Raw genomic sequence first — 15365 nt, forward strand, 5'->3', positions numbered from 1 at the left:
TCGACGAATCGGGGTCCGCCGCGGCGGGGGCGGAGTGCGGCGTTGAAGATCGTGTCGAGGTAGGCGCCGCCTTCGTCGTCGAACGCGATCGAGGCGCGGCGGATCCCGTCGGGGTCGAACCAGGTCCGAAACGCTCGCTTCTCGTACCGCGCCAAGAACCGCAACTCAGCCCCGTCAGGGTCGAGCAGGTCCCGCACCGTGCGGGCCGAGGCCGCGAGTTCTTCCACGGTCCGCCGCCCCGCTTCGCCGACAAGCTGCACGGCGGCGTGTGCCCAGGCGTCGTCGGCGGCTTCGGGTGGGTTGCCGAGTCCGCGGCGGATCGCGTCGAACTGTGCCGACGTGAGCCTCCCGGATCGCAATCCCTCCCGCAACACCTGCCGCCAATCGCTCACGGGTGTGGGCTCCGGGGCAGGATCACCATCCGAGCCGACTCCAGCACCATCCGACCCGACTCCAGCACCCTCCACCACGGCATCGTCGAGGAGTGCTTCCCCGACCCGCACCTGCCTCGCAGCTTCGCMCTTCGTGATCCCGCCGAGCTCCTGCACCAGCGACGCCGCGGTCCGGTGCCCGCGCGACTGCGCCAACCCGGCATGCCCGGCGTCCCGGGTGGAGCGGCGGGCGATCACTCCGGCGCAGATCACCTGCACCTGTTCCACCAGCCGGCCGACCTCACCCGCCTCGCGAAGCACCGCCACCGCCTCCGCATCACCCAACCCCTCCACGACCGCCTGCACGTCCGACGCGCCCGCACCCGCACCGACCCGCCCGGCCAGGGCCGGGATCAGTGCCGCGATCGCATCCCACGTCCTCATACCCCCATCCTCCCCGCCACCACCGACATTCGAACCCCAGATCAACCCACATATCCAAACCGGAGACAACTCGGCCGAAGACCAGATTGTGGAGGACGAAACGCGACCCCCGCCCGAGGCGCTCCTGCGTAAYGATTCCGAAGACAGCCGCCCCGACCCCGCCGTGAATAGCATGGTTCCATGCGCCAGAATCCGAGCTTCGCCATGACGGACGTCTCCGAGCTACGGCGGGTCATCGCCGCCAACCCGTGGGCGACCCTCGTGGGTCGCGACGAGAACGGCATGACCGCGTCGCATTATGCGGTGCTCCTCGATCCGGAACGCGACGACCTCACGATCGTCGCCCACGTCGGCCGCCCTGACGACATCGTTCTGGGGCTGGGGGCGCAGGAGCTGATGGTGGTCTTCCAAGGGCCGCACGGCTACATCTCGCCCGGCTGGTACGGCGATGTCGCCGCGGTGCCCACCTGGAACTACGTCGCGGTGCACCTGTCCGGCGTGCCCGAACTGCTCGACGGCGAAGAGAACCTGCGCGTGCTGGAGCACCTCGTCGAACACTTCGAAGGCGGGCTCGCAGACCCCCGCGGCATGTGGAGTCCGCCGAACGACGAGGCGTTCGTCCGTCGTCTCGAAGCGGGTACCGTCGGCTTCCGGCTCACCCCGACCCGGGTCACCGCCAAGCGCAAGCTCAGCCAGAACAAGCCCGACGAGGTGATCGAGAACGTGATCCTCGAACTGCGGGGGGACGGTGCGTACGCGAATCCGTCTTTGGCCGCCGAGATGCAGCGCGCCCACGACGCGCGCCTCGCCGCGCGGGCGGACGCCCGGTGACGGCGGCGGAGGCCGGCACGCATCTCGACGGGATCCGTGCGGTACGCATCGCCACAGCGGATCGCCGGCTGCTCGCCGTGGACGGTCCGGTGGACGTGCTGCTCGAGGACGGTCGGATCGCCGACATCGCACCGACTGGAGCACTCCCGCTGCGGGGGCGGGTGTGGGAAGGCGACGGCGCGTGGATCGTCCCCGGCCTGTGGGATCACCATGTGCACACCGTGCAATGGGCCCTTGCGGCGCAGCGCGAAGACCTCTCCGGCGCGACGAGCGCCGTCGACGCCGCCGCACGTATGGCGCGCGCGGCCGTGCTGGGCGATGGGCGCAGGGTCGGCACCGGCTTCCGCGACGTGCGCTGGCGGGACCGGCCCGACCTGGCCCTGCTCGATGAGCACACGGGCGAGGTCCCGACCTACCTCATCAACGCCGACGTGCACAGTGTGTGGCTGAACTCGGCGGCTTTCCGCAGAGAGGGCTTCTCCGCCGCTGCGGACGGGGTGCTTCGCGAGGAGGACGCGTTCGAGATCTCGCGTCGACTGAACGCCGCGGATCCGGTGGTCGCCGATGAGGCGGTGCTGGAGGCCTCGCGGCAGGCGGCGAGCCGTGGCGTCGTAGGGCTCGTCGACTTCGACATGGCATGGAACGCCGAAGCCTGGACGCGGCGCCTCGCGCAGGGCTTCGACACCCACCGCGTCGAATTCGCGATCTACCCGCACGACCTCGACCGCGCGATCTCCGAGGGGCTGCGCACCGGACAGGTCGTGGCCCCTGATCCGCACGACCTCGTGCACGCGGGGCCGCTCAAGATCATCTCCGACGGCTCGCTCGGGACGCGCACGGCCGCGTGCAGTCACGGCTACTCCGACGATCCGCACAATCACGGCGTGCTCACCGTGCCGCCCGCCGAGCTGCAGGAGCTGTTGCTGCGCGCCACCGGGGCGGGGCTCGAGATCGCTCTGCACGCGATCGGTGACCTGGCGGTCTCCGCAGGGTTGGATGCGTATGCCGCGACCGGCGCACAGGGGACGATCGAGCACGCCCAGCTCGTGAGCCACGGGGATCTCGCCCGGTTCGGCCGGCTCGGCATCGCGGCGAGCGTGCAGCCCCAGCACGCGCTCGACGACCGGGACGCCGCGGATGCGCTCTGGGCCGGGCAGACCGCCATCGCCTATCCGCTCGCGGCGCTGCACGGCGCGGGCGCGACGCTGCGTTTCGGATCCGACGCGCCCGTGGCGGCGCTCGACCCCTGGCAGGCGATCTCCGCGGCCGTCTTCCGGACCGATGACGCCCGCGCGCCCTGGCATCCCGAGGAGCGCCTGGACCTGCAGACCGCCCTCGCCGCGAGCGCGCGAGGCGGAACCGGTGGCGACGCGGGCATCCGCCCGGGGGCGGTGGCCGACCTCGCTCTCCTGGGCGCGGATCCCGCGACCGCCGACGCGAGCGCACTGCGCGCGATGCCGGTCGAGGCGACGATCGTCGCCGCCCGGGTGACGTACGGGGGTTAACCCCCCGACGGATCCGGCAGTCCGCGCCCTGTCGGGCGCGGCCCCGGAGCGGCATCGTGGTATCAGGCGCCGATCCGCGCCTTCAGACGCACGACATAGGAGACCTCGATGACGACCGCCACGCGACCCCTCGACTCGCGCCTCTCGGCGCCGCCGACCGCGCCCCGACGCGGATACGGACGTGCGTGGGCCGCGGCCCCCGGGAACGCCCTCTTCCTGGTGCTGCTGTCCGTGCCGCTCGCGATCGTGGCGATGGCGGTCACCTGGGTGGTCTTCGGCGTCGGCATCGGCGCGCTGCTGCTGGTGATCGGCGTGCCGGTGCTGGTCGGGTCCCTCTATGTCGCCCGTGGCTTCGCCGAGGCGGAGCGGGCGCTTCTGCGGACGACGGACCACCCGGCGATCCCGGTGCCGGACTGGAGCCGCGGCACGAAGAAAACCGGCTTCTGGGTGCGTCTTACCCAGCCGCTGCGGAACGCGCACTACTGGATGGCGTTGCTGTCGAGCCTGCTCGTGCGACCGATCGTGGCGATCGTGACGTTCGCGGTCGCCACAGTGTGGATCGTGATGGCCCTCGGCGGCCCGACGTACTGGTTCTGGTCGCAGTTCGTCCCCGACGGCAACGCCGAGAGCATCTGGGTTCCGTGGGCGGTGCAGCACATCTTCGGCGGGGTCGACCCGTCTCCGGATCCGCACCAGTGGGCGTCGATGCTGTACCTCGGCGTCGGGATCGTGTTCCTGGCCACGCTGCCGCTCGTGCTCAGCGGTCTCGTTCGACTGCACGGCACGGTCGCCGCAGCACTGACCGGGCGGTGGGAATCCGACGACCTCGTCGCTCAGGTCGAGGGTCTCGACGCCTCTCTCGACGCCGCCGTGCAGGCCGAGGATGCGGGCCTGCGCCGCCTGGAGCGGGATCTGCACGACGGCCCTCAGCAGCGCCTGGTGCGCCTGCAGATGGACCTCGCCGCCCTGGAACGGCGCGCTGCGGACGGCGATGCAGCCGCTGTCGCGACACTCGCGCAGGAATCCCGCGTCCATGCGCAGGCCGCGCTCGACGAGCTCAGGGCGCTGGCCGGCGGCGTGGCGCCGCCGCTGCTGCAGGACCGCGGAGTCGCCGAGGCGATCACCGGGCTCGCGGCCGCCAGCGCGCTGCCGGTCCGGGCCGATATCGCGCCCGAGATCACCGCGGCGCTGAGCCCGGAGGCCGCACGCAACCTGTACTTCGTGGTCTCTGAGCTGCTGACCAACGCAGCCAAGCACGCGGGCGCGCACAGCGCCACCGTGTCCGCAGTTCGCGAGGGTCTCTCGGTGCGCGTGACCGTCCTGGACGACGGCCGCGGCGGCGCGGCCCCGCGGCCCGGGGGCGGGCTCGAGGGTCTCGCTCACCGTGTGCAGGGTCTCCGTGGCACGATGCACATCGACAGCCCGAAGGACGGCCCGACCATCGTGACGGTCACCGTGCCCGTCTCCGCCTGATCCTGCGGGCGAACAGGGGAGGAGCCGGAGGCGCGATCGCCCGCCCCCTATCCTGAAGGGCGTGATCGATCAGCAGACTCCGTTGCGGGTGATCCTCTTCGAGGACTCCATCCTGCTGCGCGAAGGGCTCGTGCGCCTCTTCGCCGAGGCCGGCTTCGAGACCGTCGGCGCGCATGCCGATGCCGAAGACGTGGTCGACCGCACCGAGGCAGCCGCGGCGGAGGTCGCGGTGCTCGACGTGCGGATGCCTCCCACGTTCCGGGACGAGGGCATCCGCGCGGCGCTGGCCCTCCRGGCGGCGCTCCCCGAGGTGGGGATCCTCGTCCTCAGCCAGTACGTCGAGGGGGTCTACGCCAGAGAGCTGCTCAGCGCGGGCGACGGCGGAGTGGGCTACCTCCTCAAGGACAGGGTCACCTCGCTCGAGGAGCTCTCCGCGGCGGTCCGGCAGGTGAGCCGGGGTGGCACGGTGCTGGATCCGCGCGTGGTGCAGCAGCTGATGCGCACCGGACCGGATCCCGTCGGCCGGCTCACCCCGCGGGAGCGCGAGGTGCTCGAGGCGATGGCAGAGGGGCGCAGCAACGTGTCGATCGCTGCGGGCATGAGCGTCGGGGTGGGGGCGGTCGAGAAGAACGTCTCCGCGATCTTCGCCAAGCTCGGTCTCGAGGACTCCGGCACCGACCACCGCCGCGTCCTGGCCGTGCTCGCGTATCTGCAGAAAGACCCCCGTCCCTGAGCGAAACGGGGGCCTTTCGCCGAAGCGGTATCAGGCGGCGACGTGCGACACGAGGAACCAGCGGTCCTTCTCAAGACCGCGCTGGATCTCGATCGCGACGTCCTGGCTCGTGAGGTCGATCTCGTCGAGGCCCTCGACGGCGGCCTTGACGTTCACGAGGATCGCGTCGATGTCGGCGATCACGGCGCGGACGAGGTCATCCGAGCGGGTGAAACCGGCCGGCACCTGGGTTGCGCCGGCCTTCTCTGCGACCACGGTGGCGCGGGCGTCGATCGGAAGGCCGAGGGCGACGATGCGCTCCGCGGCGGTGTCGGCGAAGTCGCCGGCGTGGTCGACGATCACGTCGAGCAGCTCGTGCACGCCGACGAAGTTCGCACCACGCACGTGCCAGTGAGCCTGCTTGCCGTTCACGGTGAGAGCCTGCAGGCCCAGCACGACCGGGGTCAGGAACTGGGCGGCGCCGGCCGCGACGGTCGGGTCGACGGAGGTTGCGGTGATGGTCTCGGCGTTGCTCATGGTGTCTCCTCGATGATCATTCAGATCCGTGCGTGCTGATGTCTTGACCCCAACGCTACTCAGCTCAGAATGTTCCGCAAGCAAGCTGAGGCAACGCTAACCCGCAGATCACGCCGTATTTCGGCAAGGCTTGCCTTCCCTGCGGATTCGGCCGAGCGCCGCGTGGATCACCGGCGGGCACAGCGATCCGGGATACCTTCGTCAGGTGGCAACAGCTGGTACCTCCTCCCGTGCGGCCCTGCGCCGTTCCCGCACATCCGCAGCGCAGAAGGTCGGATCGAACTTCATCCCTCATGTGCAGGGTCTGCGCGCGATCGCGGTTCTCGCCGTCGTGCTCTACCACTTCTGGCCGGGACGGCTGACCGGCGGCTACGTCGGCGTCGACATCTTCTTCGTGATCTCCGGCTTCCTGATCACGGCGCATCTCGCGAGAGAGCTGAACGCGACCGGCCGGGTGAACCTGGGCCAGTTCTGGGCGCGTCGCGCCCGTCGTCTGCTGCCGGCCTCGCTGCTCGTGCTGCTGTTCTGCGCGATCGTCGCGGCGATCCCGGTGCTGTCGCCGCTGTCGCAACTCCCCGCGGAGCTGCAGGAGATCGTCGCCTCCACCTTCTACGTGGAGAACTGGTTCCTCGCGCTGAATTCCGCCGACTACCTCGCGCACGCAGGCGACCCGACCATGGTGCAGCACTACTGGTCGCTCTCGCTCGAGGAGCAGTTCTACGTGCTCTGGCCGCTGATCATGCTGCTCGCGGCATGGATCGCGGTCAAGTACTTCCGGGGCTCCCGGCTGCGCGCGGCGGCGATCGCGATCGGTGTGGTCTCGGTGGCCTCCTTCGTGTTCTGCGTGTGGTTCACCCTCACGAACCCCGCGCCCGCGTACTTCGTCACGTTCGGCCGCATGTGGCAGTTCGGCGTGGGTGCGGTGCTCGCCCTCGTGCCGCGCCTGCGCGTGAGCAATGCGCTCGGCAGCTTCGTCCTGGGCTGGGGCGGCATCATCGTGCTGCTCGTCGTGATCTACCGCTTCGACGGGCAGACGCCCTTCCCCGGCTACATGGCCGCGATCCCCACGCTCGCGGCGGCCGCGATCATCGCCGCCTCGAACACGGAACGGTGGTGGTATCCGACCCGCATCCTCGCGATCCGCCCGATGCGCTTCACGGGCGACATCTCGTACAGCCTGTATCTGTGGCACTGGCCGCTCATCATCATCGCGCCGTCCCTGCCCTTCTGGGGCCTCACGATCTATCACCGCATCGCTCTGGTCGCCATCTGCTTCGTGCTCGCCTGGCTCACCAAGAAGTTCGTCGAGGACCCGACCCGCACCTGGAAGCCGCTGACGTCTCGCAAGCCCCGGCTTTCTCTCTGGGCGGCCTTCGCGGCGATGGTGATCGTCGCAGGAACGGCCGGTGCCGGCTGGGCCGCGAACGCGGGCACCTACCAGCAGGGAGTGCAGGCCATCGCCGACCTCCGCGCCAACCCGCCCGCCTGCTTCGGTGCGGCGGCCGTGCTGGACGAGTCCTGCGCGGGTACCAAATCCGATGAGATCCTGCCCGCACCCGGATTCGCAGGTGTGGACCGTCCCGAGCAATCGCAGTGCTTCGTGCAGCTCAACGATGCGCGTGCGGTCGCGTGCGAGTTCGGATCGAAGGATCCGAAGGCCAAGCAGGTCGCCCTGATCGGCGACAGTCACGCCTATCAGCTGCTCACGACGTTCCAAGGCATCGCAGAGAAGGAAGGGTGGCACCTCACCACGTACTTCAAGGGTGCCTGCCCGTGGAACACCACGCCGTTGTCCACCGGCGGTGCGTTCGGCGACGCGTGCACGCAGTACCGCGCCGCGGTCGCGAAGCAGCTCGAGCAGAAGCACTTCGACGCGATCTTCACCGCGGCGCTCTCCACGACGCCGTTCGCGGCCGGGGATCACGGATCCTCCTACGACGCGGCAGTCGCCGGATACCGCGAGGCGTGGGCCACGCAGACGTCGAAGGGCACGCCCGTGGTCACTGTCGTCGACAACCCGGTGTGGGAGACCGACCCGAACAAGTGTCTGCGTACGCGCGCGCAGAGCGCCTGCGACGGCGCGCGTTCCGATCTGCTCACGGAGAAGGATCCGCTGCGCGCGGCCGCGGACGGCCAGAAGGACGTGACACTGCTCGATTTCACGAAGGTCTTCTGCGACGACGAGAACTGCCGTGCTGTCGTCGGCGGCGCGAACATCTACCGCGACCAGGACCACATCACCGTCACGTTCGCAAACTCCCTCGCGCCGCAGTACACGGCGGCGCTGAAGAGCGCGATGGGGATCGGCGGCTGATCGGATCCGTGCGCGGGGACAGGGCGGATAGGGTCGCAGTATGAGCGACGACGCCACGATCCTGTCCCTGCCCGGTCGCCGTCCCGCGATCGATCCCACGGCGTTCCTCGCCGCCGGAGCGCGCGTGATCGGATCCGTGACGATCGGCGAGGGATCCAGCGTCTGGTACAACGCGGTGCTGCGCGCCGACTCGGATGCGATCACGATCGGGGCGGGCAGCAATGCGCAGGACAACGTCTCCGTGCACGTCGATCAGGGGCACCCGGTCGTGATCGGTGACGACGTCTCGATCGGTCACAATGCCGTGGTGCACGGCTGCACGATCGGCGACGGCTCGCTGATCGGGATGGGCGCCGTGGTGCTCTCGGGTGCCGTGATCGGCGCGGAGTGCCTGATTGCCGGGGGTGCGCTGGTGCTGTCGGGGACGGAGGTGCCCGACGGTTCTCTCGTCGCCGGGGTGCCCGCCAAGGTCCGGCGCGCGCTCACCGCCGACGAGCGCGAGGGCCTCAGGGAGAACGCGCGCGTCTACCGCGACCACTCGGCGACGCATCGCGAGGCCATGCCCGCCTGACCCCGTGCGCGAGGCGTGCTCGATCGACCTCGGGGACCGGTAGTCTCGAAGACCCGGGGCGGTGGCCAAGCTGGTGAAGGCAGTGGGCTCATAACCCAACGATCGCGGGTTCAAGTCCCGCCCGCCCCACTCGCACCTTCGTCGACAGCATCGCGGCCGTCCGCCCTGTTTGCTCAGTTCCGCTGAACCCGGTCGCCGCGTGCGTCGGTGACGACATACGCGCCTTGGGTCGCCTCCCGTTCTCGTGACGCCGGGAGAACAGAGCGGAGACCCCTACCGGGGCCTCCGCTCGCCGCTATTCAGTCAGCTTCGTCACTTGTGCGGCGGGGCGCACCGAGGCGGCTCGTGAGGTTCGAGCCAACGAGGAACGCGAGGAGTCCGACCAAGAGATAGCTGGCAAGCCCTCTCCCTTCCGCGCTATCGAGAGTGTTCGTCGACGCCAACCACGCCAGGACGCCGAACCACACCAGAACAGGAACAACGGCGAGGATCGTGCCAAGCGTTCGGCCGACCCTTCCCGCTAGCGCGCCCCAGCCGAGAAGAATGACCCCAACGAGGAAGTAACTCATCGTCGGTCCTAGCACTTCCTGATCCAGGGCCACCACACACCTGCAGGTCCGCCGACTCCGACGAGGTAGTGGTTCGAGACGCAGCGTGTGTCCACCGTTGCTCCATCCCGAATAGCGGGTGACGATGCTTCGGCCGGGGTCGGCACTCCGACCGCGGCAAGCTCTGCCTTCTCGATGACATCAGCCACGGAATCGGCATCGATGGTCGTCGCGTCCTGCCCGCTCGAATCGGTCCGGTGGACAGAAGCCATAGCAGGGGGAGCAGTCACCGCTGCCCCGAACGCTATCGCGACGACGAGCGCCCCGCCTCCGAACGTCGTGCTCAATCTGCGTGTGCTCATGCTTCTCCAGTCGTCGTACAGTTACGGCGGCCCGAGCATCACCACACTATTTCAAAACTGGTTCCAAAATCTGTCCCCCGTTCGGAGGACGAGCACCAACAGCAACACCACGCTTCTCGCCGTTGCGCCCCGTCGAGGACCGTGCTGACTTCCTGCGATTCCTGAGCACCCCGCCGCCTGCTGCTCGCACCCGGCGGGGTGCCACAGGTGCGTCAGTCGTTCATCGCGTCCTTGACGTGATCTCCGGCCTTCTTCACGTCGTCCTTGAGGTGCTCGCCGGCCTCCTTGAGATCGGCCTTGGCCTGATCCATCCGGCCCTCGTTCTCGAGCTTCTCGTTGTCGGTGACCTTGCCGGCAGCCTCCTTGGCCTTCCCGCCCATCTTCTCGGCAGCGTTCTTCACGTGATCAGCAGCGCTCATTGTGCGTGCTCCTCTCTTGTGGTCGTGAACCCCACAGTCACAGACCTGCCCCGGGATGGCCACGGGGTTGACGGGAGCGTGCGGCGCCGCTAGTGCAGGGGCCGTTCAGGAATGTACCCTTGTAGGTACGTAACCACACAGGTACGTTAAGTTCATGGACGCAGTACTGCAGGCTCTCGCCGATCCGAGTCGTCGTGTCGTGCTGTGCATCCTGCGTGATCACGAAGCGACGGCGGGCGAACTCGCCGAGGCGCTGCCGATCGCGCGGCCAGGGGTGTCACGACATCTGCGCGTGCTGCGCGAGGCGGGTCTGGTCGACGTGCGGCAGGACGCGCAGCGGCGCATCTATCGCCTGCGTCCGGAGGCACTGAGGGACCTCGACGAGTGGCTCGAGGAGTACCGCGATCTGTGGGTGCAGCGCCTGGACGCTCTGCACACCGAGATCGCCCGAGGGAAGAAGGACAGGACATGATCGCGACCGGGACGATGTGGGATCTCGACGACACCCGCGGGGCGATCCGCGTCGAGTGCGTCTACGACACCGATGTCGACGACCTCTGGCAGGCATGCACGGATCCGGAGCGGCTCGCGCGCTGGATCGCCCAGGTGTCGGGCGAGTTCCGCGTCGGCGGAATGCTGGACGCCACGTTCACGAGCACCTGGACCGGACCGATGCGCATCGACGTCTGCGAGGCTCCGCGCCATCTGGTTCTCGCTCAGGAGCCGGGCACCGACGAGGAGACCGTGATCGAGGTCTGGCTCTCCGCAGAAGGCGAGAAGTCGCGGCTGGTGGTGGAGGAACGCGGGCTGGGCATCGGAGTGCTGCACTTCCACGCCGCCGGGTGGCAGGTGCACCTCGAAGATCTCGGCCGCTCGCTGCGGACCGCGGCCGCCGCGCATCCGTCCGGCTGGTCATCCTCAGAGCCGGCGCCCGCCTGGAAAGAGCGGTGGCAGGCGCTGCTCCCGGAGTACGAGGCGGTGCGCACAGGCTGATCGCGGGCGCGCACGACGCCCCGTTGCGTCGAGACGGCTCAGCGCACCCGGCGGTCGTGGGCGAGGTCGACCAGGTGCTCGAGCACACGCCCGGCGCGCAGGCCGTTGTGCTCGTGCTCGCTCGTGATCCACAGGCGGAGGTCCGGAAGCAGAGCAGCGGTCTCCAGCGAGTACTCGAGCGGCACGTAGGGGTCGTTCACGTAGACCGAGGCTGCGCCGCGCGCGCCGGATGCGGCGAGGGCCGTCGGATCGTAGATCGCGGGCCACTCGTGCTCCGCGAGCGCGAGGGCGACCTCGCGCCAGGGCTGGAAGGCCGGGACCGTCTCGGTCCAGTCGCGGCGGATGTGCTCGCCCGTGAACAGCGTGACGTCATCGACGAAGTCGGCGGGCTCCATGCGCTCCGCAGACCAGCGGGTGACGTGGCCGTTCGCGTAGCTGGACTCGTGGAACACGAAATACAGCGGGTTGCGGCCGCCGAACGGCATCGCGCCCGCGAGGTCGTACCGGAAGGCGTTGGTCGTGGGATCCAGCTCGAGCAGCTGCCAGAGCGTCTGCCAGCCGTCGTTGGTGCCGAGGGCCGATCCCACTGAGCGCAGCCGGGACGGTGAGACGACCTCGCCGCTGGGCAGTACGATCTCGCCGGACGCGGCGAGATCCACGAGGCGGCGCATCCGCTCGCGGTGCTCCGGGAAGCGCCGGTAGTAGCGTTCCGAAGCGTCGCGCATCTTGTCATAGCAGAGCGCGTACACCTCGTCGGGGCCGCGGGTCACGGTGCTGAGCCCGCCGGTGAGGTACGCGCGGTCGATCGACGAGGCATCCGTGGAGAGATAGGCGAGGGTCGTGAACCCGCCGAACGACTGCCCGAGCATGTTCCAGCGGTCTGCGCCGAGGTGCTCGCGCATGGCCTCGCAGTCCCGCACGATCGCGTCCGCGCGCAGGTGCGTGAGTTGCTCGGCGACCGCCTCGGCGCCGTGGGACAGGATCCCGTCGCCGACCGGCGTGGAGCGTCCGGTCCCGCGCTGGTCGAGCATGACCACCCGGTGGTGTGCGAGGGCCTGATCCAGCCACGACGGCGCCGCCGGCGCATGCAGCGCGCGCGGGGCCTCGGATCCCGGGCCGCCCTGAAGGAAGACCAGATAGGGGAGATCCTCGCCGCCTTCACGCGACACGACAGAGGCGAAGACGTCGATCGTCCGGGTGTCGGACGGATCCGACCACACCAGGGGCACCGTGAGCGTGTGCTCCTCGAGGGTGAGGTCCATCATCCGGCGGCGGATCACAGGGGCGGCAGAGATCGTCATCACATCACATTCCCGATATAGGAGTACTTCACGAACACTTCCGCGGCCAGGCCCGACTCCTCCAGGAGGCCCTGCACCGCGCTCATCATGTACTTCGCGTCCCACCCCATGTAGAGGAAGTGATCCGCGTCGAGCTCGTCCCATGTGCCGTTCCACGCCTTCTCGTCGTAGATCGGTCCGCCGTTGCGGGCGTTGAACGCATCGAGGGCCTCGCGAGTGTCGGTCCAGCCGCGCCGGAACACCCGGTTGAACAGGTACTTCACGTCGGGCACCTCCCAGCGCTCACCGCGGTACTCGACGTAGTCGAACTCCCGCTCCCAGCCGGTCGGCCAGCCCCGTCGCCGTACGGCGTCGAGGATCGGGGTGAGCCCGTCGTCGTCGATCTCGACGACCGCGGGCCGGCGCCAGACCTGGACGAACGCGTCGGTGAGCGCTGCGGTGCGCTCGGCGATCGCGGCAGTGCCCCAGGAGTCGAGGCCTGCCAGGGCTGAGTTCTCGTCGACCCGGCTGCGGCGGTAGGCGTCGCGCTTGTCCGGGAAGGACGCGCCGTACACGCGTTCGGCGAGCCGCTCCTCGAGCAGAGTCAGGTTTCCCAGCGTCCCGGCGAGGGCGCGGTGGCTGTTCTGCTCGTCTTCGGAGTACTCGCTCCAGGGACGAACGCCGTCACCGGACCACGCGTCGTGCGGGGCGGCCGGCACGATCTGCTCGACGTCGAAGCCGTGCGGATCCGGGATGCCCTCGATCCGGCCCAGCACGTAGAGCGCATGCGGCAGATCGGTGAACTTGAGCGCCACCCGGATGCGCTCGTCCGAGGGCGTGATCCGGGCGAAGGCCCGCAGCAGCTGCTCCGGCCCCTGCGACCGGGCGCGGCACAGCCGGGCGATGAGGCGGTCGTTCGAGACCCCGACCACGGCACGACGCAGCAGCAGCGACTGGATGCGCTCCAGCGTCTGCACGAGCTCGTCCTTCGAGATCGCACCGAGCCGATGATCACGGTAGGCGCTGAGCACCAGAGGATACGTCGAGCGGCCGAACGTGTTCACGTACGCCAGCTGCCGGCGGATCTCCGGATCCTCCTCCTGGGACGGATCCAGGAGGATCCGGTAGATGTCCGAGAACTCGCGCCACACGCGGGCCTGTGCGGGCAGATCCTCGAGGCCCATGTGCGGGAATTCGTGGCGGAAGGCGCTGTAGACGCCGTGCTCGCCGGCGACCGAGACCTCCCGGCCCGTGGTCATGATGAGGAAGTGGCGCCAGAACGCGCCGATCGCCTCGCCGGTGTTGCGCTCGATCGGCAGCCAGAACTCCTCCTCGACCTGCTGCTGCTCGGCGTGCGACAGGCCCATGAGGATGTAGTTGTGGATCAGCTCGTGATCGCGCAGCGGCTCGCCGGTGGAGTTGAGGCTCTCGAAGATCTGCTGTGCGTTGGCGGCCTCGCCGAGGGTGATCGAGACGTGCTCGAGCTTCTGCAGGCCCCGCCAGATCCTCGGCGCCTCGTCGGCGTGCACCTGCGAGCGGAAGAACGCATAGTTGTCGTCGAAGCGCGACTCCGGCAGCTCGGTGCCGCGCCGGTCGAGCACCACGGACTCGAACAGACCCGCCCAGGCCTCGTGCGGGCGGAGCTTGGTGCGGCTCGCGTCGTCGGGGCGAACCAGCACCCGCGCCAGCTCGGCGGCGAACTGCGGATCCACCTCCCGCACGGCGTGGTGCAGTGCGGCGATGAGCAGCATCAGCGTCGTGATGCGCTGCTGACCGTCGATGAGGATCAGGTCGGCGTCGGGGTGGGCATGGTCCTCTGCGGAGAGGATCGAGCCGATGAAGTGCCGGTGTGCGTCGTCCTCGTCTGCCACGGCGCGGATGTCCGACAGCAGCTTCTCGCAGCCGCCGATGTCCCACCGGTACTGGCGCTGATAGACGGGCACGACGATCGTGGTCGCGGGGGAGGAGAGCCACTCGATCGTTGAGACTGCGGTTGCTTCGACGTTGGTGGCCGTGCTCATGCTGCTGTGCTTCTCCTCGGATCGCGTGCTGCCCGCACCAGTCTATTCAGCGCCCGGCGCCGCCCGGATATTCACGGCTCTCCCTCCCGGGGCGCTGGAGGGGCGCTGTTAGGCTGTCCTAAGAAGGGCCTGTTAAAACGTGCTGGCCCCTTTATGAAAGGACATGACTCGCTCATGGCATACATCAAGTCCGCCGCCCTCGAGGAAAAGGGCTTCGTCGTCCTCGACAGCTACAACCAGGAGCTCGACCCCAAGGAGTGGCTCGACATCGAGTACAACGACTGGAAGTCCTCGGGAGACACGCGCTTCGCGCCGCTCGCGTCCGCCAAGGGCGAGATCGAGTGCAACGGCTTCTGGAACCACGTGCCGCCGCGCACGGACAAGGACGGCGTCTGGATCGACGAGCAGACCGCCAAGGCTCCGAACCTCACGCGCCGCGCGCAGGAGCCGGGCGCGAACGTCGGTCGCTGCCGTGTCATCGAGCTGCAGCCCACGCCCTACGGCGAGTGCCTCTACAACCTCCACCAGGACGACAACAACCGCCTGAACCCGGACGGCACCGGCTGGGTCGTGCGCGGCTTCTTCAACCTCACCGATGACAAGGACAGTTACTTCGTCCTGCGCGAGAACCGCACCGACCCGAGCGTCGAGTACCGCATCGCCCTCCCGGCCGGCGCGCAGCTGATCGTCGACACGCAGCGCCTGTGGCACGCCGCCACCCACAACGGCACCGAGCCGCGCTACTGCCTTATCACCTCGTGGACCTCGGGTCCCGAGCTGGACGCCTACATCGAGAAGTACCACGGCACCGATGACGTCGAGAGCTACCCCGTCGATCAGGAGATCCTGGATGCGGGCTACGAAGAGCAGGCGCGTCGCGACGCCGCCCGCGCCGCCTATTACGCCGCCAAGGGCCAGCAGGAGAAGATCGCGATGAGCGAGGCCTGACTCCCTCCGGTCCCTGAGTCTGTCGAGGCTCTATAA

At 69.0% G+C, this 15365-nt stretch carries 15 protein-coding genes and 1 tRNA gene; 10 read left to right on the forward strand and 6 right to left on the reverse strand.

Translation table 11 applies throughout. From position 1 onward, the window contains the following. On the reverse strand, positions 1-815 hold an 815-nt coding region (locus tag AC1DG4_RS15560), incomplete at its 3' end, for a DUF222 domain-containing protein (protein WP_477421328.1). Positions 816-995: 180 nt separating this feature from the next. Between AC1DG4_RS15560 and AC1DG4_RS15565 the strand changes: the two genes are divergently transcribed. From AC1DG4_RS15565 to AC1DG4_RS15580, 4 genes are all read left to right on the forward strand, one after another. Continuing rightward, positions 996-1646, forward strand: a complete 651-nt coding sequence (locus tag AC1DG4_RS15565; protein ID WP_477381497.1) for an FMN-binding negative transcriptional regulator — start codon at positions 996-998, stop codon at positions 1644-1646. After that, positions 1643-3151, forward strand: a complete 1509-nt coding sequence (locus AC1DG4_RS15570) for an amidohydrolase (RefSeq protein WP_477381499.1) — start codon at positions 1643-1645, stop codon at positions 3149-3151. Before AC1DG4_RS15565 ends, AC1DG4_RS15570 begins: the two co-directional genes overlap by 4 nt. A gap of 108 nt (positions 3152-3259) precedes the next feature. Further along, positions 3260-4624, forward strand: a complete 1365-nt coding sequence (locus AC1DG4_RS15575) for a sensor histidine kinase (RefSeq protein WP_477381501.1) — start codon at positions 3260-3262, stop codon at positions 4622-4624. Positions 4625-4685: 61 nt separating this feature from the next. After that, a complete protein-coding gene (locus AC1DG4_RS15580; protein ID WP_477421329.1) occupies positions 4686-5357 on the forward strand; it encodes a response regulator in 672 nt (223 codons plus the stop codon). 30 nt (positions 5358-5387) lie between these two features. Here the strand turns inward: AC1DG4_RS15580 and AC1DG4_RS15585 are convergent, their stop codons facing one another. Next, a complete protein-coding gene (locus tag AC1DG4_RS15585) occupies positions 5388-5873 on the reverse strand; it encodes a Dps family protein (RefSeq protein ID WP_233309955.1) in 486 nt (161 codons plus the stop codon). 205 nt (positions 5874-6078) lie between these two features. Here AC1DG4_RS15585 and AC1DG4_RS15590 point away from each other — a divergent pair, with 205 nt between their 5' ends. From AC1DG4_RS15590 to AC1DG4_RS15600, 3 genes are all read left to right on the forward strand, one after another. Beyond that, on the forward strand, positions 6079-8187 hold the full coding sequence (locus AC1DG4_RS15590; protein ID WP_477381505.1) for an acyltransferase family protein: 2109 nt from the start codon (positions 6079-6081) through the stop codon (positions 8185-8187). 40 nt (positions 8188-8227) lie between these two features. Continuing rightward, entirely contained in the window at positions 8228-8758 is a 531-nt protein-coding gene (locus AC1DG4_RS15595; protein WP_477381507.1) for a gamma carbonic anhydrase family protein, read from the forward strand. Positions 8759-8813: 55 nt separating this feature from the next. Next, positions 8814-8887 (forward strand) — tRNA-Ile (locus AC1DG4_RS15600). 170 nt (positions 8888-9057) lie between these two features. On the opposite strand, the gene AC1DG4_RS15605 is transcribed toward AC1DG4_RS15600, so the two are convergent. Both AC1DG4_RS15605 and AC1DG4_RS15610 read right to left on the reverse strand, forming a co-directional pair. Continuing rightward, a complete protein-coding gene (locus AC1DG4_RS15605; RefSeq protein WP_477381509.1) occupies positions 9058-9327 on the reverse strand; it encodes a hypothetical protein in 270 nt (89 codons plus the stop codon). 553 nt (positions 9328-9880) lie between these two features. Then, entirely contained in the window at positions 9881-10087 is a 207-nt protein-coding gene (locus AC1DG4_RS15610) for a CsbD family protein (RefSeq protein WP_477381511.1), read from the reverse strand. A gap of 154 nt (positions 10088-10241) precedes the next feature. On the opposite strand from AC1DG4_RS15610, the gene AC1DG4_RS15615 reads away from it, so the two are divergent. Together AC1DG4_RS15615 and AC1DG4_RS15620 are read left to right on the forward strand one after the other, a co-directional pair. After that, a complete protein-coding gene (locus AC1DG4_RS15615) occupies positions 10242-10559 on the forward strand; it encodes an ArsR/SmtB family transcription factor (RefSeq protein ID WP_477381513.1) in 318 nt (105 codons plus the stop codon). Then, positions 10556-11080 carry an SRPBCC domain-containing protein gene (locus AC1DG4_RS15620; protein WP_477381515.1) on the forward strand — a complete coding sequence of 175 codons (525 nt, stop codon included), beginning with the start codon at positions 10556-10558 and terminating at the stop codon, positions 11078-11080. The genes AC1DG4_RS15615 and AC1DG4_RS15620 overlap by 4 nt, the downstream gene beginning before the upstream one ends. 38 nt (positions 11081-11118) lie before the next feature. Here AC1DG4_RS15620 and AC1DG4_RS15625 read toward each other — a convergent pair whose 3' ends face one another. Both AC1DG4_RS15625 and AC1DG4_RS15630 read right to left on the reverse strand, forming a co-directional pair. Continuing rightward, complete coding sequence (locus tag AC1DG4_RS15625) at positions 11119-12381, reverse strand: alpha/beta fold hydrolase (protein ID WP_477381517.1); 1263 nt, start codon at positions 12379-12381, stop codon at positions 11119-11121. After that, complete coding sequence (locus AC1DG4_RS15630) at positions 12381-14381, reverse strand: DUF262 domain-containing protein (protein ID WP_477381519.1); 2001 nt, start codon at positions 14379-14381, stop codon at positions 12381-12383. Before AC1DG4_RS15630 ends, AC1DG4_RS15625 begins: the two co-directional genes overlap by 1 nt. 174 nt (positions 14382-14555) lie before the next feature. Here AC1DG4_RS15630 and AC1DG4_RS15635 point away from each other — a divergent pair, with 174 nt between their 5' ends. Continuing rightward, a complete protein-coding gene (locus AC1DG4_RS15635; protein ID WP_477381521.1) occupies positions 14556-15329 on the forward strand; it encodes a hypothetical protein in 774 nt (257 codons plus the stop codon). Positions 15330-15365 lie beyond the last annotated feature (36 nt).

The organism is Microbacterium sp. 05N427 (assembly GCF_056397105.1).